19 protein-coding genes and 1 pseudogene are annotated in these 22,486 nt (G+C 69.6%); 6 read left to right on the plus strand and 14 right to left on the minus strand.

Annotation, left to right across the window (positions count from 1 at the left end):
* Positions 1 to 24 precede the first annotated feature (24 nt).
* Positions 25 to 366 carry a hypothetical protein gene (locus ACH34T_RS02205; RefSeq protein WP_395990202.1) on the minus strand — a complete coding sequence of 114 codons (342 nt, stop codon included), beginning with the start codon at positions 364 to 366 and terminating at the stop codon, positions 25 to 27.
* A gap of 58 nt (positions 367 to 424) precedes the next feature.
* Complete coding sequence (locus ACH34T_RS02210) at positions 425 to 700, minus strand: hypothetical protein (protein ID WP_395990203.1); 276 nt, start codon at positions 698 to 700, stop codon at positions 425 to 427.
* Between the two features lie 285 nt (positions 701 to 985).
* Between ACH34T_RS02210 and ACH34T_RS02215 the strand changes: the two genes are divergently transcribed.
* A complete protein-coding gene (locus ACH34T_RS02215; RefSeq protein WP_395990204.1) occupies positions 986 to 2,479 on the plus strand; it encodes a tryptophan 7-halogenase in 1,494 nt (497 codons plus the stop codon).
* Between the two features lie 181 nt (positions 2,480 to 2,660).
* Complete coding sequence (locus ACH34T_RS02220; protein WP_395990205.1) at positions 2,661 to 3,896, plus strand: cytochrome P450; 1,236 nt, start codon at positions 2,661 to 2,663, stop codon at positions 3,894 to 3,896.
* A gap of 39 nt (positions 3,897 to 3,935) precedes the next feature.
* Here ACH34T_RS02220 and ACH34T_RS02225 read toward each other — a convergent pair whose 3' ends face one another.
* The 3 genes from ACH34T_RS02225 to ACH34T_RS02235 all read right to left on the minus strand — a co-directional run bounded on the left by ACH34T_RS02225 (position 3,936) and on the right by ACH34T_RS02235 (position 7,704).
* The gene (locus ACH34T_RS02225) at positions 3,936 to 5,174 is read right to left on the minus strand and encodes a cytochrome P450 (RefSeq protein WP_395990206.1); all 1,239 of its coding nucleotides are present in this window, start codon (positions 5,172 to 5,174) and stop codon (positions 3,936 to 3,938) included.
* A 15-nt stretch (positions 5,175 to 5,189) separates the two neighbouring features.
* A complete protein-coding gene (locus ACH34T_RS02230) occupies positions 5,190 to 6,395 on the minus strand; it encodes a cation:proton antiporter (RefSeq protein WP_395990207.1) in 1,206 nt (401 codons plus the stop codon).
* A 229-nt stretch (positions 6,396 to 6,624) separates the two neighbouring features.
* Complete coding sequence (locus ACH34T_RS02235; RefSeq protein ID WP_395990208.1) at positions 6,625 to 7,704, minus strand: pyridoxal-phosphate dependent enzyme; 1,080 nt, start codon at positions 7,702 to 7,704, stop codon at positions 6,625 to 6,627.
* A gap of 308 nt (positions 7,705 to 8,012) precedes the next feature.
* Here ACH34T_RS02235 and ACH34T_RS02240 point away from each other — a divergent pair, with 308 nt between their 5' ends.
* A complete protein-coding gene (locus tag ACH34T_RS02240) occupies positions 8,013 to 9,251 on the plus strand; it encodes a sensor histidine kinase (protein WP_395990209.1) in 1,239 nt (412 codons plus the stop codon).
* A complete protein-coding gene (locus tag ACH34T_RS02245; RefSeq protein WP_395990210.1) occupies positions 9,248 to 9,943 on the plus strand; it encodes a response regulator in 696 nt (231 codons plus the stop codon). The genes ACH34T_RS02240 and ACH34T_RS02245 overlap by 4 nt, the downstream gene beginning before the upstream one ends.
* Positions 9,944 to 9,953: 10 nt before the next feature.
* On the opposite strand, the gene ACH34T_RS02250 is transcribed toward ACH34T_RS02245, so the two are convergent.
* The 8 genes and pseudogenes from ACH34T_RS02250 to ACH34T_RS02285 all read right to left on the minus strand — a co-directional run.
* Entirely contained in the window at positions 9,954 to 11,009 is a 1,056-nt protein-coding gene (locus ACH34T_RS02250; protein ID WP_395990211.1) for a fatty acid desaturase, read from the minus strand.
* A gap of 106 nt (positions 11,010 to 11,115) precedes the next feature.
* The gene (locus tag ACH34T_RS02255; protein ID WP_395990212.1) at positions 11,116 to 11,916 is read right to left on the minus strand and encodes an alpha/beta fold hydrolase; all 801 of its coding nucleotides are present in this window, start codon (positions 11,914 to 11,916) and stop codon (positions 11,116 to 11,118) included.
* A gap of 12 nt (positions 11,917 to 11,928) precedes the next feature.
* The gene (locus ACH34T_RS02260) at positions 11,929 to 12,141 is read right to left on the minus strand and encodes an MbtH family protein (RefSeq protein WP_395990213.1); all 213 of its coding nucleotides are present in this window, start codon (positions 12,139 to 12,141) and stop codon (positions 11,929 to 11,931) included.
* Between the two features lie 277 nt (positions 12,142 to 12,418).
* Positions 12,419 to 13,792 (minus strand): (3,5-dihydroxyphenyl)acetyl-CoA 1,2-dioxygenase DpgC, encoded by a 1,374-nt coding sequence (gene dpgC / locus ACH34T_RS02265; RefSeq protein WP_395990214.1) that lies wholly within the window; start codon positions 13,790 to 13,792, stop codon positions 12,419 to 12,421.
* Positions 13,789 to 14,469 (minus strand): enoyl-CoA-hydratase DpgB, encoded by a 681-nt coding sequence (dpgB, locus tag ACH34T_RS02270; protein WP_395990215.1) that lies wholly within the window; start codon positions 14,467 to 14,469, stop codon positions 13,789 to 13,791. The genes dpgC and dpgB overlap by 4 nt, the downstream gene beginning before the upstream one ends.
* Complete coding sequence (gene dpgA / locus ACH34T_RS02275; RefSeq protein WP_395990216.1) at positions 14,466 to 15,533, minus strand: 3,5-dihydroxyphenylacetyl-CoA synthase DpgA; 1,068 nt, start codon at positions 15,531 to 15,533, stop codon at positions 14,466 to 14,468. Before dpgA ends, dpgB begins: the two co-directional genes overlap by 4 nt.
* A gap of 262 nt (positions 15,534 to 15,795) precedes the next feature.
* Entirely contained in the window at positions 15,796 to 17,124 is a 1,329-nt protein-coding gene (locus tag ACH34T_RS02280) for a PLP-dependent aminotransferase family protein (protein WP_395990217.1), read from the minus strand.
* Between the two features lie 108 nt (positions 17,125 to 17,232).
* Positions 17,233 to 17,436: pseudogene (locus tag ACH34T_RS02285) on the minus strand (MbtH family protein); the annotation flags it as partial.
* 550 nt (positions 17,437 to 17,986) lie between these two features.
* Between ACH34T_RS02285 and htpG the strand changes: the two are divergent.
* Positions 17,987 to 19,999 (plus strand): molecular chaperone HtpG, encoded by a 2,013-nt coding sequence (gene htpG / locus ACH34T_RS02290; protein WP_395990218.1) that lies wholly within the window; start codon positions 17,987 to 17,989, stop codon positions 19,997 to 19,999.
* Between the two features lie 127 nt (positions 20,000 to 20,126).
* Here htpG and ACH34T_RS02295 read toward each other — a convergent pair whose 3' ends face one another.
* Positions 20,127 to 20,723 carry a 4'-phosphopantetheinyl transferase gene (locus ACH34T_RS02295; RefSeq protein WP_395990219.1) on the minus strand — a complete coding sequence of 199 codons (597 nt, stop codon included), beginning with the start codon at positions 20,721 to 20,723 and terminating at the stop codon, positions 20,127 to 20,129.
* 628 nt (positions 20,724 to 21,351) lie between these two features.
* Between ACH34T_RS02295 and ACH34T_RS02300 the strand changes: the two genes are divergently transcribed.
* On the plus strand, positions 21,352 to 22,470 hold the full coding sequence (locus ACH34T_RS02300) for a ParB/RepB/Spo0J family partition protein (protein ID WP_395990220.1): 1,119 nt from the start codon (positions 21,352 to 21,354) through the stop codon (positions 22,468 to 22,470).
* The last annotated feature ends 16 nt before the right edge of the window (positions 22,471 to 22,486 follow it).

Consider the following 22,486-nt stretch of genomic DNA (forward strand, 5'->3'; position numbering starts at 1 on the left):
GCTCCTTTACTTTTCCGGCGCCACTCAGTCGACGGCGACTTCGGCTTCTGCTACGACCACGAGCCGCCCGACGCCCTTGAGTCCGGCGAGTTCGATATCTGCGATGCAGCGCACGGGGTCGTCATTGAGGATCAGCGTCCCCTCGACGTGCACGCTGCCGGTGCCCTGCCCGAAATCGGCTCCGCTGGTGTCGGTGGCCGAACGGTCGAGCCGGATGCCGAGATCGGTGCCGCCACGCGTCTCGGTGAACTTGATGAACACCGTGCCGATGTCTTCGAGGCGGGTCCGGAACTCCTCCAGCGAGGGATTCGGGCCGCCCACCTTCACCGGCTGCTCGGTGGACAGGCGCTTGGTCAGTTCGTCCATGGGTTATCCTCCCGCGGGCGACGTTCCGCCGCCCTTCGCTCAGCTCTGTTCCGATCGCTCAGCTCTGTTCCGATTCGGCGTAGGCGAAGGCCAGATCCTCCGGGATCTCGAACTTCAGCACCGTCTCGCAGAACTCCCGCCATTCGGGAGTCACGTCGGTGAAGAGCCGCTTGTCCTTGTCCTTGCCGACCGGGCTGATCAGCACCGTGAGCTCATCGGACAGAAAGACCGGCTGGTCGTCGGCGATGTCGTGCTCTTCCGGCGCCGCGCCGCCGGCCCAGCCCGGGAACTTTCGCAGTTCACCCAGCGAATATGCTTTGCAGTACTTCTTCACCAGAACCCTCCAGAAGTGCCCGCCGTCCGGGACTATTCGACGCGAGCCAGACTGTACGGCAACAGCGCTTCCCCATCGAGGACGTCAGCCGACGTTAGCCGCGAATCCCGGAACCGTACGCGTTCAACCGGCGAGATTCACCGGTTGAACGCATGGCCTGAACGCCAGGTCAGCCCGCCTTGTTAGCGATGTTCTCAGCTGTCATAGTGCAGTGACTTCATGCCGGGAGGCCTGTGCACTATTTCAGGCTCGCGTGCTACTCCGCCAGGAAGCGAGATGGAGCAGATGAGCAAAGACGGCCTTAGCGAAGAAGCCGACGTCGTCGTCGTCGGCGGCGGGCCTGGCGGTTCCACGCTGGCGACGCTGATCGCCATGCGCGGGCACAACGTCGTGCTGCTCGAAAAGGAGAAGTTCCCGCGGTACCAGATCGGCGAATCGCTGCTCCCGTCGACCGTCCACGGCATCTGCCGCCTCACGGGCGTCGCCGACCAACTCGCCAAAGCCGGGTTCACCAAGAAACGCGGCGGGACGATGCGGTGGGGCGCGAACCCCGAGCCGTGGACGTTCTCCTTCTCGGTGTCGCCGAGGATAACGAGCGAGACGTCGCATGCCTACCAGGTCGAGCGGAGCAAGTTCGACCAGATCCTGCTCGACCACGCGCGGCACACGGGCGTGGACGTCCGCGAGGAGCACGCCGTCGCCGACGTCATCGAGGAGGACGGCCGGATCAGCGGCGTCACCTACACCGGCGCCGGGGGAAATGCGGGAACGATCCGCGCGAAATACGTGGTGGACGCCTCCGGCAACGGCAGCCGCATCTACCGGAAGGCCGGCGCGACGCGGCAGTACTCGGAGTTCTTCCGCAGCCTCGCGCTCTTCGGCTATTTCGAGGGCGGAAAGCGGCTGCCGGAGCCGAACTCGGGCAATATCCTCTGCGCCGCGTTCGACAGCGGCTGGTTCTGGTACATCCCGCTCAGCCCGACGCTCACCAGCGTCGGCGCGGTCGTCCGGCGGGAACTCGCCGACAAGATCCAGGGCGATCCCGAAGAGGCGCTTTCCGCGCTCATCGCCGAATGCCCGATGATCACCGAATACCTCAAGGACGCCACGCGGGTCACCGAAGGCCAGTACGGGCAGCTCCGGGTGCGCAAGGACTACTCCTACGCGAACACGAAGTTCTGGCGTCCCGGAATGGCGCTCATCGGCGACGCGGCGTGCTTCGTCGACCCGATCTTCTCCTCGGGCGTCCATCTGGCCACCTATGGTGCGCTGCTCGCCGCGCGGTCCATCAACAGCGTCCTCTCCGGGACGGTCGACGAGGACGCCGCGTTCCGCGAGTTCGAGGAGCGGTACCGCAGCGAATACGGCGCGTTCTACGAGTTCCTCGTGTCCTTCTACGACATGCACGTGAACGAGAACTCCTATTTCTGGTCCGCCAAGAAGGTCACCGACAGCACCAGCACCGACCTGGAATCGTTCGTCAGCCTCGTCGGCGGGGTGTCGTCCGGTGAGTCGAACCTGGCGACGGCGGAAACGCTGACAAAGCGCTACAAGAGCAAGTCCAGCGAGTTCGCGGAGGCGGTGGACCAGCTCGCCGAGAGCAAGGAGCAGAGCATCCTGCCGCTGATGCGGTCATCGGTCGTCAAGCGCGCGATGGAGCAGGGCGCCAAGGAGCAGGTCCGCCTCCAGCTCGGCGCGGACGCCGGCCCGGAGACCCCGTTCTTCGAGGGCGGCCTGATCTCCTCGCCCGACGGTTTGAGCTGGTCGCGGCCCGCCTGACGCGCGCGAGCGGCCTGCGCCAGAGGAAACGCCGGAGCCCCCGCCACCGGAGCCCCCGCCGCCGGACGCCCTGGAGACGCCGAGGACGGCTTGGCCCGCGCCGGCCAAGCCGTCCTCGTCTCTCCCGCCCCTCCGCGGAGACCGCGTTCGCATTGGACACGCATTCAGGGAAAGGAGTCCCATGAGGATAACCAGGCCGGCCGAGGACATGCGCATTCCGCTCGACGACATCGATCTGGCCGACACCGATCTCTATATCAAGGGTGACGCGCACCTCGTCTGGCAGACGCTTCGGGCGGAACGCCCCGTTTTCCACCAGGTGCTGGAGAGCGGCATCGGGTTCTGGGCCGTGACGCGGCGGGAGGACGTCTACCGCGTACTGAGCGACTACGAGACGTTCAGCTCGGAGGGCGGCACCGCACTCGCCATGATCGACGCGCCGGACCCGGCCGCCGGGCTGATGATGCAGTCGACGGACCCGCCCCAGCACCGGAAGTTCCGCGAGCAGTTCTCCAAGCCGTTCTCCCCGCGCGCCGTCCCCGGCTACTCGGACTTTGTGCAGTCTTTTATCAAGCAGTCATTGGAACCGGCGCGCGACGGCGAAGTGTGGGACGTGGCGTCCACGTTCGTGCGGTTGCCGATGGCCGTCTGCGCCATGCTCATGGGTTTGCCGGACGAAGACATCGACCCGTTGCTCAAGCTGGCGTACGCGTCGCTCGCCCCGGACGATCCCCGTTACAGCACCCGCGGCGCGGCGAAGCCCACGGCGTCGTCGGCCCATTACGAGATCATGGGCTATTTCGGCAAATGCATCGCGCACCGGCGCAAGAACCGGTCCGATGACCTGATCAGCTTCCTGATGTCGATCGACATCGCCGGGCGGCGGATGACGGACCAGGAGCTCCTGTCCAACTGCCTGAGCCTGCTGCTCGGCGCCGTGGTCACGACGTCGCACGTCATCAACGCGACGATCATCGCGCTGACGGAGCAGCACGGCGGGGAGGGCTACTGGCCGGACGCGATGCCGACGCCCGCGGCCGTCGAGGAGGCGCTGCGCTGGGCCTCCCCGGTGACGCACTTCATGCGGCGCGCCCGCCACGACACCGAGATCGCCGGCCAGAAGATCGCGGCGGGCGAGGCGGTCACCGCGTGGATCGCGTCCGCGAACCGTGACGAGCGGGCGTTCGACCGGCCGTACGAGCTCGACTTCGAGCGGACGCCGAACCGGCACATCGCGTTCGGGACGGGCCCGCACACCTGCCTGGGAAGCCATCTGGCCCGGCTGATGCTGCGGAACTCATTCACGGAGCTGTGCGCCGCCATCGAGTCGTTCGAGCTCGCCGAGAAGCCCGTGCACCTCGCCTCGAACGAGATAGCCGGAGTCGTCAGCCTGCCGCTGCGGACCAAATTCCGGTAACAGCGTGTTCCGGCAATAGAGCGCGGAGGCCCCCGGCCCCTATTCTTCCCAGCTCACGGCAGGGGACGGGTCCCTTTCCAGCGCCACCGGGAGGCTGCTCATGCCGGTGAGGAAATTGGAATAGATCCAGCGCTCGGGCCCGGTCTGGCGGATCTCGCCGACGAAGACGCGCAGCGCGTCCAGCATCGCGCGGATCTCGATCCTCCCCAGCGACGCGCCGAGGCAGAAATGGCGTCCGTATCCCAGCGCCAGATGCCGGTTCGGCGTGCGGGCGATGTCGAACCGGTCGGGGTCCTGGAACACGGCCTCGTCGCGGTTGCCGGAGATCAGCCACAGGGTCACGAGGTCGCCCGCCTTGATGACGCGGTCGTCGCGCAGGCCGACGTCGGCGGTGGCGACCCGTCCGAAGTGCATGGCGGGCGTGGTCCAGCGCAGCACCTCTTCGCCCGCCACGTCGACGGACACATCGCGGCTCTTGAGCGTCTTCCACTGGCCGGGGTTCTGGACGAACGCCCGGACGGCCCCGATCATCGACAGCCGGCTGGTCTCGTCCCCGCCCATGATGAGGCTGTAGCAGTTGAGCACGATGTCGAGGTCCTGGAGCCGCCTGCCCTCGACCTCCGCGGTCGCCATGAGGCTGATGGGGTCGGCGCCCGGGGATCTGCGCCGCTCCGCCACGAGGTTCTGGAAGTAGACGACGATGGCGCTGCGCGCGGCCACGTCGGCGTGCGCGTCCGGGTGCTCGTAGTCCGACGCCAGCGCGGACTTGGTGAGCTTGGCGACCTCCTGGCGGTCCCCCTGCGGGATGTCGAGAAGGTCGCAGATCGTTTCGAGCGGAATGGCGGACGCGATATCGCGGGCGAAGTCGCATTCCCCCTTCTCCGCCGCCTCCACCACCAGGTCCTTCGCGATCCGGCGCACATGCCGGGCGACCTTCGCCACCGCGCGCGGGGAGAACGCCTCCAGCAGGACTTTGCGCAGGCTCGTGTGATAACTGCCGTCGCTGACCGCGAGCATGCTGCCGGCGCCCATGTCGCCGCCCTTGAGCATGGTCTCCAGGATGTTGCCTTTTTCGGACGTGAAATTGGCGTCGTCCTTCAGCACCCGGACAATGTCCTCGTACTTGCTGAGCACCCAGAATCCGGGGCCCTCGGACGTCGCCGCGTGCCAGTGCACGGGATCCTGGGCGCGGAGCGTCCGCCAGACCTCGAACATGTCCCGGTCGACATAGCTCTTCGGGTCCACGAGGTTCGGAACCGCCACCGAGGGTCCGGCCATATCTCCGTCGTCTCCTTAGGAGCTCGTCAATCGCTCGGCCGCCTCGGTCCGCTCCGTCTTCAACGGCTTTATCAAGGCGAGCAGCGGTCCTGTCATGAGCGTCGTCAACAATGCCATCAGGACGAGGGTGGTGAACAGGCGCTCGCCGATGATGCCGGCCTCTAGTCCCACATTGAGCGCGATCAGTTCGGTCAGCCCTCGCGTGTTCACCAGCGTGGCGACGGTGGCCGACTGCCGGGAGTCCAGCCCGCTGAGCCGGGAGATCGAGTAGGCGGGCCCGAACTTGCCCGCGCAGGCGATCGCGGTGATCACCGCGAGCAGGAGCAGGCCGTGCCCGTGCACGGCGTCGATGGTCAGCGAGAACCCGGTGACGACGAAGAACAGCGGGAGCAGCAGGCTCCCGGCCTGGTCCATGGTGCGGAGGACGTCCGGGTCGGGCGTGCTGCCCTTCCCGCGCATGACCACGCCGGCCAGGAGGCCGCCGAACACCGGATGCAGCCCGAGTTTGGCGGTGGCCCACGCGGTGCCCATGGCCAGCGCGAACGCGATCGGCAGCTGGTTGCGCAGGATGGACTGGCTGCGGCCGCTCCACCAGGCCAGTAGGGGGCGCACCACGGCCAGCATGACGGCCAGGAACAACGCGATCAGCAGCAGCCTGACCGGCCAGGACAGCTCGCCCGAGTGGCCCGTGCCGATCAGCGCGGCGGCCAGCGTCAGCCACGCCAGCACGTCCATGATCGCGGCGGCGCCGGTCGCGACGGTACCGGAGACGGTCCCGGCCAGGTTGCGCTCGCGGACGATCGCGGCGAGGACGGGCAGCGCCGTGATGGACGTCGCCACCCCCATGAACAGCACGAACGACCGGCCCTGATCGTCCTCGCCGATGGCGGCGAAGGACGGCTCGAAGAGCAGCACGCAGAGCATTCCCAGGCTCATCGGCACGATGAGCGCGCCGGCGGCGATCAGCGGCACCGCCCGGCCGTGCCCGCGCAGCGCCCTGAACTCGATCTCGTAGCCGACGGAGAACATGAAAATGACGACGGCCACCTGGGCCAGCACGTTGAGATACGGAAGAACGTGCTCGGGGAACAGATGTCCGGAAAGGTCGCCCGGCAATCGGCCGAGCACGCTCGGCCCCAGCAGCACCCCGGTGAGTATCTGCCCTATCACGGCCGGCTGCTCGAATCGCCGCGCCACCGCGGCGAGCACCGAAGAAAGCACGAAGACCAACGTGATATCGGCGAGAACGGTCGCTACCAGGGACTCCATGCTCAGCCTTTCAACTGCGGCTCCGCATCAGTCGAACACCACTCAACTGCCTGAGGAGCGATGCTGTGCTATTGCACTGCGGGTGGGGGATTCATATGGTCTGGCCACAGCGGGCGGGACGACGGAATTGCTTCTGACCACGATGTCCGACCTGTCGGGACGGCACATCCCGGGTGAGCGGTCAGCTCTCGAAGTAGTGCGGGGCCGGTTCCGGCACGACATGGGCTTCGCGCCGCTCCAGGGTGAAGCGCAGCCCGTCGGCTCGGAGGCGCTCGATCACCGCGGTCGTCTCGTCGAGCAGGCCGATGTCCGACAGCCAGCGGTCCGCGTAGAAGGCGTCCAGGTACTTGGAGCCGTCGTCGGGGCACAGGCACAGCGGGAACATGGTCCCCCGCCGTTCCGCCCCCGTCACCATCGCGTGGAGCACGCTGCCGCTCGAACCGCCGACGGCGAGTCCGACGTCGTCCCGCAGCACCCGGCACATCGCGAACGACTCCGCCGCGCCGATCGCCGCGAAGTCGTCGTAGACGCCCTCGCCGAGGAAGCTCGACCGCAGGCTGGACCCGATGCCGGGCACCAGCCGCCGGCCCGTGCCGTCGGTGATCGCCTGCGACCCCGTCGCGTCGACCGCCACGATGCGCATGTCGGGACGGTGGCGGCGCAGGTACGCCGACACGCCGGCGAGCGTGCCCCCGGTGGAGACGGCGACGTAGACGCCGTCGCAGGCCGGGCCGCCCTGCTCGGCGATCTCCCGGCCGGTCGTCTGCTCGTGGATCCGGGGGTTGGCGTGGTTGCGGTACTGGTCGGGCCAGCGGTAGCCGGGATTGCGCTCCAGCTGGCGCTCGACCTCCCGCAGGCGGCTGATCAGGTACCCGCCGTACTGGTCCGGCTCGTCGATCAGGACGATCTCCGCCCCCAGCAGGCTCAGCCGCTCGCGCGTCGCGGCCGGCGTCCGCGGATCGATGACCGCGATGCTGCGGCAGTCGATCTGCCGGAGCAGCGACGCCATCGCGATGCCGAGGTTGCCCGATGTCGATTCGATGACGACGGTGCCCGGAGTGAGCGGCTTTTCGCGTTCGAGCATGAGGATCAGGCCGATTGCCGTGCGATCCTTGATCGAGCCGGTGACATTCTCTCCTTCGAGTTTGAGCAGAAACTCGCGGCGCAGGCCGCGGTACTCGAAGGCGGCGGTCACCGTGGGTGTGGGCTTGAGGTTATTCCGCAGAACCGAGGCGACGCCGCGCGCCGAGGTTCGGTCCACCGTCCCACCTCCAGTTAAACTGCCGAGCGTCCACTCGAACACAGTTCTATCCTCGCGAATAAAACCCTAGGGCACGATCGATTAAAGGGCCACTGCCCCGATACTCGAACGATCGTCGCAAAAGAACGGCCGCGGCCTGTGGACGGCGAGATGAATACGCCGCTTATCCCCCATGAACGGCGACGATGGCACGCCGAAGGCGGACCGGCGCGACGAAGGCGGACCGCGCCGCGCATCCGCCTCGCCACCGGGGCCGCCGCACCGGCCGACTCCGGACGTCCCAGGGCCGAAACAGGCACAATGAGCGCATGGGCCTGACGAGAGGCGGCTGGGCGGAGAAGGGACGGCGGATCGGGGCGGTCGCGCAGGCCCCGACCGTGACGGGCGTGCTGCTGGGCGGGGCCGCGACGGCCGAGGCCGTCGGGCGGGCCGCGATCTCCGGCTGGAGCCTGTCCTACGCCCTGGTGTTCTGCCTGCTCGGGCTGGCCGGCACGCTCCCGCTGACCTTCCTGACGCCGGGCGCCGCCGCGGCGGGCATCTCCGCCGTCACCGTCCTGTCCCTGGCGGGCTTCCGGACGCTGACCGTGGCGGCTCTCTGCGCCAACCTGATCGTCTTCTACCGGCTCGGCCGGACGGGCCCGCGGCACAGCGGCGCGCTGCTGCTCACCCCGGCCGCGGCCGTCGCCTTCCTCCTGCTGGCGCTGTTCAACGACCCGGCGGAGGAGGTCGAGGTGCTCACCCTGATGCTGGCCTCGCTCGCGCCGGTCGCGGCATGGGCGGGCTCCACCCAGCGCGCGCAGATCGACGCCGAGCAGCACGGGGCGGCGCGGCAGGCCATCATGGGCCGCCTGCTGGAGCACACGGCCCGGGGCGAGCGGGCGCGCATCGCCCGCGAGCTGCACGACGTCGTCGCGCACCATATCTCCATGATCGCGGTGCAGGCGGAGACGGCCCGGCTGGCGACGCCCGGCATGCCGGCCGCCGGGGCGCAGCGGCTGTCCGAGATCGGCGACGCCGCGCGGGCCGGGCTGACCGAGATGCGGCGGCTGCTCGGCGTCCTCCGGGAGGACACCGAGGCCGACGACGCCGAGGACCGCCGCCCGCAGCCGAGCCTGCGGCAGCTCAACGACCTGCTCGACGGCGCCAGGGACACCAACGGCGCGGGAACGAGGCTGATCATGCGCGGCGGGCCCGTGGCGCTCGATTCGGGCATCGAGCTGGCCGCGTTCCGCATCGTCCAGGAGGCCCTGACGAACGCGCGGCGGCACGCGCCGGGCGCCGCGGTCGACGTCGAGGTGGAGTACGCGGAGGACGCGTTGCGCCTGCGTATCCGCGACAACGGGCCTGGGCCGCCCGCGGAGCCGTCCAGCCCGGGGCACGGGCTGATGGGGATGCGCGAGCGCGCCGCCGCGGTCGGCGGCCATCTCAGCTCGGGCCCCGCGCCGGGCGGCGGCTTCCTCATCGAGGCGTCGCTGCCGACCAAGGTGGACCAGGCCCCGCTCGGTTCGGACAGCGTCGTGAACGCCGGGATGGTGGACGATCGATGACCAGCTCGCCGCGGGAGATCCGGATCGTCGTCGCCGACGACCATCTCGTCGTCCGCACCGGATTCGCCGCGCTGCTCGACACCCAGCCCGACTTCACGGTCGTCGGCACCGCGTCCGACGGGTCGCAGGCGATCCAGGTGTGCACGGACCTGTCCCCCGATGTCGTGCTGATGGACGTGCGCATGCCCGGCATGGACGGCATCACGGCCACCCGCCGGCTCACCGGCGAGAAGTCGGAGACCGCGCGCGTCCTCATCCTGACGACGTTCGACCTGGACCACTACGTCTACGACGCGCTCTGCGCCGGCGCCAGCGGCTTCCTGCTCAAGGACGTCACCGCCGAGAGCCTCTTCGAGGCCGTGCGGGTCGTCGCGAACGGCGAGGCGCTGCTCGCGCCGAACGTCACGCGCCGGCTGATCGCCGAGTTCACCCGGCTCCGCCCGCAGGAGCCGGACGAGCCCGCCCCCGAGCTCGACGCGCTCACCGTCCGCGAGACGCAGGTGCTGCGGCTGGTGGCGGACGGCCTGTCCAACGCGGAGATCGCCGCCCGGCTCGTGATCACCGAGGAGACGGTGAAGACGCACGTCAGCCGGGTCCTGGCGAAGCTGGGGCTACGCGACAGGACGCAGGCCGTCATCCTCGCCTACGAGACGGGCCTGGTCGTCCCGAAGGCCAGAGAACCGCGCACATAACGTCAAGAACTCAGTTCAGGCCGGGATTTTGCAGCCCTCCGCGCCCTTCCGGTGGAAGCCCCCGGACGGGCGTGGAAAGGAACCTCTTCCGGTATCGCAGCCGCGCGGCATATCCGTCCGGATCGACCACCAGCAGTTTCCGGTGCAGGCTCCGGATCCGGTGGTGCGGAACGCCAGGCCACAGATGATGCACCGTGTGATATCCGTCGCCGTGCGGATGGATGAGCAGACGCTGCATCAGGCCAAGATTGGAGATGGTCGAATCGAACACGGTGTGCGAACCGGTGTAGATGTGCTCGTTGCTTTCGCCGAGAAAACGGACGACCGGCAGCATGACGCCGTAGCCGGCGAGCCAGATCGCCGCCGCGACCAGGGCCGCCGTCCAGCTCCCCCAGACGAGCCGCGCCGGGACGATCACCAGCGCGACCGCCCAGACGAGCGGCATGACGGGGAGGTTTCCCGTCCCCTTCGACGTCTCCTTCCACCGGCGCCGGTACGTCGGCATCAGGCCGAGCGCGTCGCGCGCGAACGCCAGGACGCTCCGCCGGTCCAGGTCCTCCAGCCCGAGCTGCCGATAGTTGGCCAGATCGGGATCCTCGCGGGTGCCGAAGCGCCGGTGGTGCCGCAGATGCGACGCGCGGTAGACGTCGAGCCGCGCCCCGGTCGGGACGCCGGCGAGCACGGTGGCCAGCAGGTCGTTGAGGCGGCGGTGGTGACGCGTCCAGTTGTAGTGGGACGCCTCGTGGGCCATGTTCTCCAGGGCCCGGAACTGCCGTCCCAGCAGCGCCGCGCCGAACCCGGCCGCAGCGAGCCCGGCCACGATGTGCCAGCCGGTCCAGAGGACCGGCCAGGCACCGGCGATGACGATCGTGACGATGACGGCCTGGTCCAGCAGGGCCAGTGCGGTGGACAGCCACAGCCTGGTCGTGTGGGCGGCGGCGATGGCCGGGCGCTCCTGCGGCGGTGTCGTGTAGCCCCGGCGAAAGGGACGGTCGGCGTACCCCGACGCCGGCCCCGCCGCCGTCCCCGCTGCCGGGGTGACGGAGTCACCGACCGCGCTGGACATTGTCGACGCACCCCCAGTTCAGCACCGGAGAACAATTCCCGATGACCGGACCAATCCCGTCGTGACGCATGGCGAATGGTTCACCGTCAGTTCTCGTGGTTCACCGTCAGTTCTTGTCAAGGAACTCGATGATCGCCGAATTGACCTCGTCCGGGTGCTCCAGGTACCCGAAGTGGCCGCACTCCGGGATCTCGACGTAATCGCAGTCCGGAATGGCGTCGGCCACTTCGGCGGCCAGGTGCGGCGGGGTGACCAGGTCGTCCTCGAAGGCGATCACCCGGCAGGGGGCGGTCACGTCGCGGAGCGCCGCCCTGCGGTCCCGGCTGGTGTCGATCCAGATCTGGCCGCGGCCGATGGCGGTGCTCGGCGAGAGCCGGAGCGTGTCCAGCCACAGCGGGACCGACCCGTCGTCGTTCAGCGTCGCGGGCGACAGCATCTGCATCGCCGCCATCGCCGCCTCGTAGTCCGGCGGGAGCGTGAGGCCGCTCTCCGCGAGCGCCTGCTCGGCCTTGGCCTGGGCGTTCCGGATCTCGTCCGACCGCGCCTTCGTCGCGATGAGCACGGCGCACCTGACCAGCTCGGGCGAGCCGATGGCCAGCTCCTGCGCGATCAGCGCGCCCAGCGAGGCCCCGACGATCCGGCACGGCGCGAGGGCCAGCGCCTCGATCACGCCCCTGGTGTCGTCGACCAGGTCGGCCAGCGAGTACTTCCCGGGCGGGACGTCCGACGGCGGGATCCCGCGGTTGTCGAAGGTGATCGCCTGGTACCCGGCGTCGGCCAGGGCGGGCGTCTGATGCATGGTCCAGACCCGGCCGGCGGCCGAGGACCCCATGATCATGAGGACGCGCTCGCCCCGCCCGTTCCGCTCGTAGGCGAGCCGGATGCCATTCGTGAAGACATGTGGCATGGCGGGGGCGGACTATTCGCCGTCGAGCGCTAGACGCAGGCTCTTGGGTCGCATGTCGGTCCAGGTGGCCTCCAGGTATTTGTCGCACTCGTCCTTTGAGGCGCAAACACCGGTCTCCGTCCAGCCGCCCGGCACGTCCAGGTCGGCCGGCCAGAGCGAGTACTGCTCCTCCTGGTTGACGAGCACCTTGAAGCGCGCTTCCGGCGAATCGAAGTCAAAACTCACGGTACGCATGGCAACCTCCCATTCCCGGGTCAGGACGTCCCCACTATCCAATTCGCGGCACATTTATTCAACGCCGGTCGTTCAACTGCGGCGTGGCCACAGTTGAACCCGGCGAGACCGAAGCGGCCGGGTCTGCGCCGGCCGTCCCGCTCGCCTGCGGAATGCACGAAGCGCCCCCGCGACCTTGACGGCAGGAAGTGCGGGAAACTCCCGTCCGCCCAGGTCACGGAGGCGTCGTCGTGGTCGGATCAATGGTGTCGGCCGGCCGCGGCCCGCTTCACCCCCGGCCCGCCTTCTTCGCCTGGAAGCGGCCCGCCTTGCCTATCACGTCGTCGCTGTAAAGCCGCAACGACTGCTGGAGTGCGAATTCCGCCATGTACCGGAGGAATTCCTCGGGAGACTCCTCCGCAAGGGTCAGCATCCGCCGGTTGGCGACGACCGCCGGGCTCTGCATGCGGGCGAGGCACCTTTCGGCGGCCGCGTCCAGATCGTCGGGCTCCGCGACCTCGTCGACCAGCAGCCGGGCGTCCGGTTCGGTCGCGTGGATCCTGCGTCCGGCCAGGATGACCTGGCGGGACACCCGCGTCCCGGCCTGCCGGGGCAGCCGGAGGTTGGCGGCGCCGGGGACGATGCCCTCGTCGGCGGCGGGAAGGCTGAGGAAGGCGTCCGACGCGGCGATCACCTGGTCGAAGACGAGCAGCAGCTGCGCGCCCCCGCCGATGGCGAAGCCGTCGACCACGGCGACCCACGGCTTCTCGATCGACGGCGAGTGCCAGGCGCCCATGACGGGCGCGCCGTCCTCGGCCAGGACGCCGCGGAGCAGCTTGTGGATGTAGCCGAGCTCGCGCCGCAGGAGGAAGTCGACCAGCGAGATGCCGCCGGCGTGCAGCGCCTTGAGGTTGATGCCGGCGCTGAACACCCGCCTGCCGCGGTAGCGGGGATGGGTCATCTCCCCGCCGCGCAGCAGGCCGACCCGCACGCCCGGGTCGAGCAGCGCGAGGTCGACGGCGGTCTCCATGTCCTCGACCTGGCGCGGGTCCTCCGCGTTCAGGCAGTCGTCCCTGCACATCGTCAGCCGCGCGACGCCGCCGGTGCGTTCCAGCCGCACCGACCCGAGGTCGGCCTCGCCGGACCCGATGAAGTCCGGCAGCAGCCGAAGCGCGCGCGGCGTCGGCCGTCGCATCGCGTCGAGCAGGTGCGGGCCCGCCGTCGGCGACCGCAGCACACGGCTGAAGAAGATGCCCTGGTCGATCTCGTGCCCCTCTTTGGCGGCCTGCGGCCGGACGCGCTCGGCGGCGAGCCGGTCGGCGGACGGCACCAGCCCGGGAAAGGCGCTCGCGGCGGCCTCGGCGAGCTCCGCCAGGCGGCGGTGGCGCGTGCGGCCGCCGGTGAGCTCGGCGTAGACGGCGTCGGCGTGGGCGTCCATGAACAGGCAGCGCAGCGCGCGGGCGCCGTCCTTCGCGGCTTCTGCGGCCTCCCGCTGCTCCGGCGACCGCCGCCCGGGTTCGGGCAGGGCCGCGAGCAGCTCGTCGGTGCGGCGCGCCGCGGCGGCCAGCGCCTCCCGGGCGTCGGCGAGGTCCGGGGCGCGGACGGCCTGCCGGACGGCCTGAGGATCGTCGCGCACCGCGGACGGCGCCCCCGCCCCGCTCACCGGCCGCTCTCGGCGGCGGACGCGGCGGACAGGCGCAGCGCGCGGTCGCAGGCCGCCAGGTGAGCGCCCAGCGCCTCCTCGAAGCTGACCGCCGACGCGTCGTGCATCAGCTGCCGCCTGATCGCCAGCTCCGCGCCGGGAATCGCCTCGGCCAGCTCCGTCGCCGCCGTCAGGGCCGTGTCGGCGTCCGTGGTCAGCTCGTCGACCAGGCGCATCGCCACCGCGTCGGCGGCCGGGATGGGCACGCCGAGCAGCACCGCCCGGCGGGACGCGGCCGCGCCCGCCTGCCGGACGATCCGGTACAGCACCATGCCGGGCCAGGTCGCCCACGCCCGCCTGGGCATGAGCAGGCGCAGCGACGCGGTCCCGATGCGGTAGTCGGTGGCGAGGAGCGCCTCCAGCGCGACGCCGCCGCACTCGCCCGACGCGACCGCGATCGTGGCGGCCGGGAGCCGCTCGAAGCGGCGCAGCGCGCGTTCCCACTTGCTCACCAGGGCGACGGTGATGTCCTCGTCCGCGGGATCCTCCGGGGCGCCCGACACGTGCAGGATGACCGCGTTGCGGCCGGTGCGGTCCTCGGCGCGGTCGCACACGGCCTCGAAGGCCGCGACCAGCTCGGCCGACAGGGGACGCGCGCCGTCGACGCGGATGACCAGGTCGTCCGTCTCCGGGGTCACCACTGGACCAGCGCCGTCTCGATCGTCGATCCAGGGCCCATGGTCATCAGCACTCCGTAATCGCCTGGCAGGGTGACGCCCTCGCGGACCAGCCGCTGGTAAGAGAAGAGAAAGGAGCCGCTCGACAGGTTGCCGTAGTCCCGCAGGACGCTGCTCGTGTGCCGGACGTCATGGCGGGTCAGGCCCAGGTTGATGCGGACCGCGTCGATGACCTTCTTGCCGCCCGAATGGATCAGCCAGTGCCGGACGTCGCTGCGGCGCAGCCCGGCACCCGACAGCAGCCGGTCGACGACGAGTTCGGCGTTGGCGCCCACGACGTACGGGATGGCCGGGTCGAGGAAGAAGCTGAACTTCCCCTGGACGTCGTCCCAGTCGTAACGCATCGCTTCGAGCGCGTCGGTGATGATGTGGCTGGCGAACGAGATGAGCCGCGGGCCTCCGGCGGCGGGGTCCGGCAGGGCGTCGGCGAGGTCGCCGGGGCCGGTGGCCTGGCCCGCGGTCTGGGGTTCGCTGACGAGCGCTATGGCGGCCGCGCCGTCGCCGAACAGGCTGTTCACGACCGCGGTCCGCATCGTCGAGTCGAAGACGTAGGCGGCGGAGCAGGCCTCGGCGCACACCATGACGGCGAGCTCGCCGGGATGCGCCGCGGACCACGCGGCCATCACGCCGAGCGCGTTCAGCCCGGCGTTGCAGCCCATGCCCACGATGTCGGCCCTGGCGCAAGACGGCGGGATGCCCGTCTCGCGGATCAGCAGGGCGCTCAGGCCGGGCGTGAGAAAACCGGTCGAGGTGACGCAGCACAGGTGCTTGACGTCGTCGAGCGTGGCGCCGATGTCCTTCAGGCACGCGTCGATGGCCCGCGCCCCCATGTCGACCGCGAGCCTCTTGTGCTTGCCGAGCAGTTCCCCCTGCGTCTCCTGGACGCGGACCCCGTCGGCGCCGGGCTCGGGAAGCGTGAGAAAGCGCCGCTGAATGGCGCTGTTCAGGAAGACGGATCGGACCTTGGCGTCGTTGATGCCGAATTCTTCGAGCACGTCCTCCTGGGAATAGGCGCTCCCGCCCACCGCGGTTCCAATACCGGCGATCCTGGGGATTCCCGCCGCTGGCCGGGCGGGCGCTTGCGCCGGATCCTGGACGCCGGGGCTTGCCACGTCCACGCACACGGTCATCGGTACGTCCACCCCCACCTGCGGCGCTGGCTCCGCACGAGTCGCACTGGCTTGAACATCGACCTTTCCCTTCCGGTAGGCGGCGACCGGCGTCCGGTCACTTCTCGGATTCGGCTTTGGCTTTGGGGTTTGGCTTCGGGTTGCGTTCGGGCTCGGCTCAGAGCTCGGTTTCGGCCGCGCTTTCGGCCTCGATGAAACGGGCGAGCCGGAGGATCCCTTCGGTGATCTCGTCCTCGGACAGGTAGCTGACGGACAGCCTGAGGGCGCGTTCGCCGCCCCCGTCCGGATAGAAGTACGACATCGGCGTCCAGATGACGCCGAATTCCTCGGCCGAGCGCGCCAGGGCGGCATTGCCCGCCAGGAACGGGACGCGCATGCTCAGGAAGAAGCCTCCGCTTGGGGCGTTCCAACGCACCCCGAGCGCCTCGCGCCGGTCCGCCGGAAAGCAGCGTTCGAGCTCACGGAGGGTGGACCGCATCGCGGTGGCGTAGTACTCGGCCGTCTTGGCGTTGAGTTCCGAGACCCGGCCCTGGCAGGACAGCAGCATCCCCGCCACGACGGCCTGGCTCACCGCCGACGTGTTCACCGTCACCATGCTCTTGATCTTGGCGAGCTCGGCGGCCAGCGGCCCGGCGCCGCCCGCCGCGTCGGTGACCAGCTGGTCGGCGACGGCGAAGCCCACCCGGGCGCCGGGGAAGGCGGTCTTGGAGAAGGACCCCAGGTGGACGACCCTGCGGTCGCGGTCAAGGGACTTCAGCGTCGGCAGGTGCGGACGGGGGCCGAGCAGGCGGTACGGGCTGTCCTCCAGGATCAGGATGTCCTGGCGTCGGGCGAGGTCGAGCAGTTCATGGCGGGTGGGCTCCGGCATCGTGGTGCCCGTCGGGTTCGAGTGGTCGGGCACGACGTAGAAGGCGCGTGGACGCCGTCCCCGCGCGCGCTCTGCCTCGATCGCCGCCTCCAGGTCGGCGATCGACAGGCCGTCCTCGCGCTCCTCCACGGCCGTCGGCTCGATGTCGAGCATCCGGGCGGCGCCCGTCATCCCCACGTAGCACGGGCTCGACACCAGGAGCGCGTCGTCGGGACCGGCGATCAGCGCCCGCAGCACCAGGAACATGGCCTCCTGGCAGCCCACCGTGACCACGATCGACTCCGGCGGGACGTCGATGTCCTCGTCCACGCGCAGCGAGTCCGCGATCAGATCCTGGATGCGGCCGGCCGTCGGGCCGTACTGGAAGATCGCGTCACGGATCTGGCCCGCGGAGTTCCCGCCCGCCGCGAGATGGTCGACGTACTCGTGGAGATAGGCGAAGACCTGCTCGACGTCGAAGAACCCGTCATAGGGACGGCCCGGCGCGAACGAGATCGCGTCCGGATACCGAAAGGTGACCTCGTTCAGGAAGTTCATCGTGTCGAGCAGCGGATCGGAAAGGCTGCCGTGCAGCTCGCCGATGCTCAAGTCGCCATACCGGATGTCCTGCGCCGACATTGGACCGCCACCGCCTCAGCAATAGAAGTTAGGCTATTTACCGCTTCCCGCCGCCGCATCCTCTTCCCTGGCCGTTTCCATTTCCACGGATGTTTTCATGGGCCTCTCCATGGATGTGATCAGGCCGCCGGGCCGCATGTCGGTCCAGCTCTTCTCGACGAAGTCGAGGCATTCTTGACGCCCGGCCGCGCCGAAGATAACCTGCCAGCCGTCGGGCACGTCCGCGAAGTCCGGCCACAGCGAGTGCTGTCCCTCGTCGTTGACAAGGACGAAGTACGTGCCGTCCTCGTCTTCGAACGGGTTCGTCGTCACCGCTATTTCCTCTCACCCCGTCCCGCGATCGGAGTCTTAACCGGCCTCCGGCGGGACATGCACTTCACAGCGCCGGTCACACTGGACTCACTTTCGCGTTACGGCAATAATCTGTCAAGACCGCCTCCGCCCTGTTCAACTGCGGCATCGCCTCAGTTAAACACCGCTTGGCGCGTCCTTTATGGGCGCGGCTCGACTACCGCGGGGCCACGGCAATCAGCGGTCGGCGAATTTCCTTTTCCCGGGCGCCGTTCCGGCACCAAAGGGCCGGGCGTTCGGCCGTGTGTTCGCCGTACTTGAAGGCCCGGGCGCGTGGCGTTATGTTGCGCCGGAGGTTGATCACCGCCCCTCCGCGGCCGGAGGCCCTCCCGTCCGGCGGAGCGGTCCGCGGCCGCCGGCGTCCCCTGCTGAGCTGGTCAAGTGGTGAGCGGGCCGGAACACCGGTTACGCTCAGCGCCGTGGGTTCCGCGCGCCGCGAATTGACTCACCATCGGATTTCGCCGCTCCGGGACTCGCGCTGGCTGTTCAATGCGGATCATGGAGGCGTCGGATGTCGGCCCAGGCGGACCAGGCGGAGCAGGAAGTCTTCAACTTCCAGGCGGAGGCGGTGCAGATCCTGGACCTGATGGTCCATTCCTTGTACAGCAACAAGGAGATCTTCCTGCGCGAGCTGATCTCGAACGCCTCGGACGCGATCGACCGATTGCGGCTGGAACTGCTCTCCCGTTCGGAACTGCCCGAGGCGGAAGGGCGGTTGCAGATCCGCATCGGCTACGACAAGGACGCCGGGACCATCACCGTGGCCGACAACGGCATCGGCATGAGCCGCGACGAGGTGATCCAGAACATCGGCACGATCGCCAAGTCCGGCACCAAGGAGTTCCTGGGCTCGCTGACCGGTGACCAGCGCAAGGACGCGACAATGATCGGGCAGTTCGGGGTGGGCTTCTACTCCGCGTTCATCGTCGCCGACCGGGTGGTGCTGACCAGCAGGCGGGCCGGGCTGGAGCCCGGCGAGGGAGTGCGCTGGGAATCGGACGGAAAAGGCGAGTTCACCCTGGAGACGATCGAGCGTCCCGAGCGGGGCACCACGATCGTCCTGCACCTGCGGGACGGCGAGGACGACCTGTCGAACGGCTGGCGGCTGCGGTCGATCATCGAGAAGTACTCCGACCACATCAGCGTCCCGATCCTGATGCCCGGCGAGCCCGGAGACAAGGCCGCGCCCGGGGCCGACGCCGACACCAGCGCCGATTCCGACGACGCAGCGGAGGCGGCGGTGCCGGACATCACCGTCAACCGGGCATCGGCGCTGTGGACCCGTCCGAAGAGCGAGCTCACCGACAAGGAGTACGCCGACTTCTACCGGCACATCGCCGGCGAGGCCACCGACCCGCTCGCGTGGGTGCACGCCAAGATCGAGGGCACCTACGAGTACACGCTGCTGCTGTTCGTCCCGTCCCGCGCGCCGTACGACCTGTGGGTGACCCAGACGCGCCGCGGGGTGCGGCTCCACGTGCAGCGGGTCTTCATCCTGGAGGACACCGGGCAGATCCTGCCGAACTACCTGCGGTTCGTCCGCGGCGTGATCGACTCCGCCGACCTTCCGCTCAACGTCTCCCGGGAGATCCTGCAGAGCAGCCGCGCGGTGGACAACATCCGCACCAACGCGGTGAAGAAGGTGCTGCGGCGGCTCGCCGAGCTCGCCGAGAACGAGCCGGAGAAGTACGCCGCGTTCTGGAAGGAGTTCGGCTCCACCCTGAAGGAGGGGATCGCCGACGACTACTCCAACCGGGACGACATCGCCAAGCTGCTGCGGTTCACGTCCACCAAGTCCGCCACCGACGACCCGGACACCTCGCTGGACGCGTACGTGGCCCGGATGAAGGAGGGCCAGGAGGACATCTACTACCTGCTGGCCCCCTCCCCCACCGCGGCCAAGTCGAGCCCGCACCTGGAGGCGTTCCGCACCAAGGGCGTGGAGGTGCTCCTGCTCAGCGAGGGCGTCGACAACTGGGTCGTGTCCAGCCTGCGCGAGTACGGCGGCAAGAAGCTGCAGTCCGTCGCGCAGGGCGCCGGGGACGTCGGCGACCTGGCGGACGAGGAGGAGAAGCAGGCCAAGGAGCAGGCCGACGCCGAGTACGCCGACCTGCTCGGCAAGCTCAAGGCCCACCTGAGCGGGCAGGCCTGGGACGTGCGCCTGTCCACCCGCCTCACCACGTCGCCAGCGTGCATCGTCAGCAACGAGCCCGAGAGCGACATCAACCTCATGCAGCGGCTGCGCGGAACCGGGCTGCCGCGCCAGGCGGTGCTCGAACTCAACCCAAAGCACCCGCTCATCCGGCGGCTCAACGGCGAGCGGGACGACCGGCACATCCGCGAGTGGGCGCAGGTCCTGTTCAACCAGTCGGTGCTCACCCTCGGCGCCCGCATCGAGGATCCCGCCGCGTTCGTCCAGCAGCTCAACAACCTGCTCACCGCCCTCACCGACGACACGGACAAAGCGGAACAACCGAAGCAGGCAGAGCAAGCGGAACAGCCGGAAGAAGGAGAGGCAGGTTGAGCCCGACCCTCCGGGGTGGGTCAGCTGTCGCCGGAGAACGGCTCGCCGGAGAAGACCGCAGGGATTGAATGGGCGTCGAGCGGGGCTCGGCGCCCATTTCGCGGTCGTGGTCGGGGGCGCTCGGGCGCTAAATGGCGGGGACGACGACCGTGGTCACCAGAAGCCCTTTCTCGGCGAGCCAGCGTCCGTGCAGCAGCCTCAGCGACGACCCGTTGAGAATCGGGCCCGGTACGAGCAGGCGCGCGGTGAAGGTGCCCGCATTCGGGTCGATGACAATGCCCGCCGACTCGAATCCCAGCCAGCGCCGGGCCAGCGGGAACCACGCCTTGTAGACGGACTCCTTCGCGCTGAAGAGCAGCCGCTCCCAGGAGACGTCGGGCCTTCCGGCGGACAGTTCCGCGACGTGGCCGCGCTCCTCGTCGATGGCGATCAGCCTCATCATGTCGCGGTCGGGGAGCGCCTCGTTCGGCTCGGCGTCCACGCCCAGGGACGCGACGTCCCTCGTCAGCGCGACCGCGGCGGCACGGTATCCGGCGCAGTGCGTGATGCTTCCGGTCACCCCGTCCGGCCACTGCGGGGCGCCGCCTGGCCCGGGCAGGACGGCGACCGCGGGCAGGCCGAGCCGGGCGAGCGCGCCCCTGGCGCACGAGCGCGCGGTGGCGAACTCCCGTTTCCGGCTTTCCGCGGCCCGGGCGATGACGGCGCATTCCTGGGGTAACAGCACGGCGTCGAGGTCGTCTCCGAATGATTCGGTCGCGGTGACATGCGCAGGCAAAATGCCCTCTATCATCTTCCGCCCATCTTCAACAGCGGCTTACCGGACCCGCCAGAAGCAGAGAATATTTACCGATGGATAATAAGCGGCCGAAGGCGATCGCTGGAATTCGTTCAACTGCCGATTGACACTGGTTGGACGAATCGAGAAATCGTGCGACCGTGCGAATCGGCGCCGCGTCCGTCCGGCGGCGACCGCCCCGCCACAATCCCGCCACCACCCAGACAGCACCTCGGCACCGCCCAGACAGCACCCCGACGTCAGATCATCCGCCCAGCTCGCCGCGGCTCCGCCTACGCCGCCGCTACCGGCACCGCGGAGTGGCCAGGGCGGGTTGTCCCGATTTCGCGTACTACGGCAACCAGGTCATTCGGCACCTCACAGCGATACGCCCGTGAAGTGGGGAAACATCCCAGGTTCTCCGGACAGGTACGGCATTTCGGTGTCAGCGGGCCACCAGCCGGCCACCAGCACCGGTCCGTAGCGTCGACACCTGGAAAGTCAGGACGAAACCATGTGAAGGAGCGCGGTCGTGGCCCATCCAGGTGCTCGCGAGGCTCAGCCGGTAACCGGTGCGGTGGCTTCTCTGCCGCCCGTTGACGACCCGTCCACGAACACCGGCGGTGACGGCACTCCAGTGGTGGCCGTCCCCGTTCTCTCGCTCCGCCCGGCCGACTCCCCACGGCTGAACGGCGAGGACAAGGCCCACATCATGCGTCTCGCCGAGGCCGAAACGCCCCTGCCGCCGATCCTGGTGGACCGGCGGACCATGCGGGTGATCGACGGCATGCACCGGCTGATGGCGGCGTCCCTGCGGGGCCAGGAGACCATCGACGTCATGTTCTTCGAGGGCAACGAGGCCGACATCTTCCTGCGCGCCGTCCAGGAGAACGTCACGCACGGCCTGCCGCTGTCCCGGGCGGACCGGCGCGCCGCGGCGGAGCGGATCATCGCCTCGCACCCGCACATGTCCGACCGGGCCATCGGCCAGACGGCCGGGCTGGCGGCGAAGACCGTCGCCGCCCTCAGGAAGCTCTCCGGCGAGGGCGCGCAGCAGCCGAGCGTGCGGGTCGGCAGGGACGGCAGGGTCCGCCCGCTGGACGGCGGCGCGGGCCGCCTCCGCGCCGCGGAGCTGCTGGCCGACCAGCCGACCGCGTCCCTGCGCGACGTGGCGCGGGCCGCGGGCATCTCCCCGGCGACGGCGTTCGACGTGCGCAAGCGCCTTGAGCGCGGCGAGTCGCCCCTGCCGGAGAAGTCGGGCGGGCGCACGGGCCGGGCGAAGCCCGCCGGCGCCGGCGCGGCCTCCGCCGGGGATGCGGCCGACCGCGGCGCCGGTTCCGGACGCGACGACCGCACCGCCACCGCCCCCGCGCCGCCCCTCCGCTTCGAGCCGCGGACGGTCCCCGCGGCCCCGGCGGCGCCGGACCCCGCCGCCACGGTGGAGAAGCTGATGCGCGACCCGTCGCTGCGGAACAACGAGCGGGGCAAGAGCATGCTCCGGCTCCTCCACATCAACGCGGTCGGCGCGGAGCAGCTGCCGGACGTGACCGAGACGGTGCCGCCGCACTGCGTCGCTATCATCGTCCAGCTCGCTCACCAGTACGCGAGCATGTGGCAGGACTGCGCCCGGGAGCTGGACCGCCGGGCGCGGATCATCGACCCGGTCGCCAGCCGTCCGCTGACCGGATCCGCCTGATCAGGACGGCCGGGAA

It is taken from the genome of Actinomadura sp. 9N215, from assembly GCF_044326345.1.
Classification (GTDB): domain Bacteria; phylum Actinomycetota; class Actinomycetes; order Streptosporangiales; family Streptosporangiaceae; genus Spirillospora.

Bases quoted from the DNA above. Each gene is read 5' to 3' on its own strand.
- ACH34T_RS02205 (WP_395990202.1), bottom strand. From the start codon at position 366: ATGGACGAACTGACCAAGCGCCTGTCCACCGAGCAGCCGGTGAAGGTG.
- ACH34T_RS02215 (WP_395990204.1), top strand. From the start codon at position 986: ATGAGCAAAGACGGCCTTAGCGAAGAAGCCGACGTCGTCGTCGTCGGC.
- ACH34T_RS02220 (WP_395990205.1), top strand. From the start codon at position 2,661: ATGAGGATAACCAGGCCGGCCGAGGACATGCGCATTCCGCTCGACGAC.
- ACH34T_RS02225 (WP_395990206.1), bottom strand. From the start codon at position 5,174: ATGGCCGGACCCTCGGTGGCGGTTCCGAACCTCGTGGACCCGAAGAGC.
- ACH34T_RS02240 (WP_395990209.1), top strand. From the start codon at position 8,013: ATGGGCCTGACGAGAGGCGGCTGGGCGGAGAAGGGACGGCGGATCGGG.
- ACH34T_RS02245 (WP_395990210.1), top strand. From the start codon at position 9,248: ATGACCAGCTCGCCGCGGGAGATCCGGATCGTCGTCGCCGACGACCAT.
- ACH34T_RS02250 (WP_395990211.1), bottom strand. From the start codon at position 11,009: ATGTCCAGCGCGGTCGGTGACTCCGTCACCCCGGCAGCGGGGACGGCG.
- ACH34T_RS02255 (WP_395990212.1), bottom strand. From the start codon at position 11,916: ATGCCACATGTCTTCACGAATGGCATCCGGCTCGCCTACGAGCGGAAC.
- ACH34T_RS02280 (WP_395990217.1), bottom strand. From the start codon at position 17,124: ATGTCGGCGCAGGACATCCGGTATGGCGACTTGAGCATCGGCGAGCTG.
- htpG (WP_395990218.1), top strand. From the start codon at position 17,987: ATGTCGGCCCAGGCGGACCAGGCGGAGCAGGAAGTCTTCAACTTCCAG.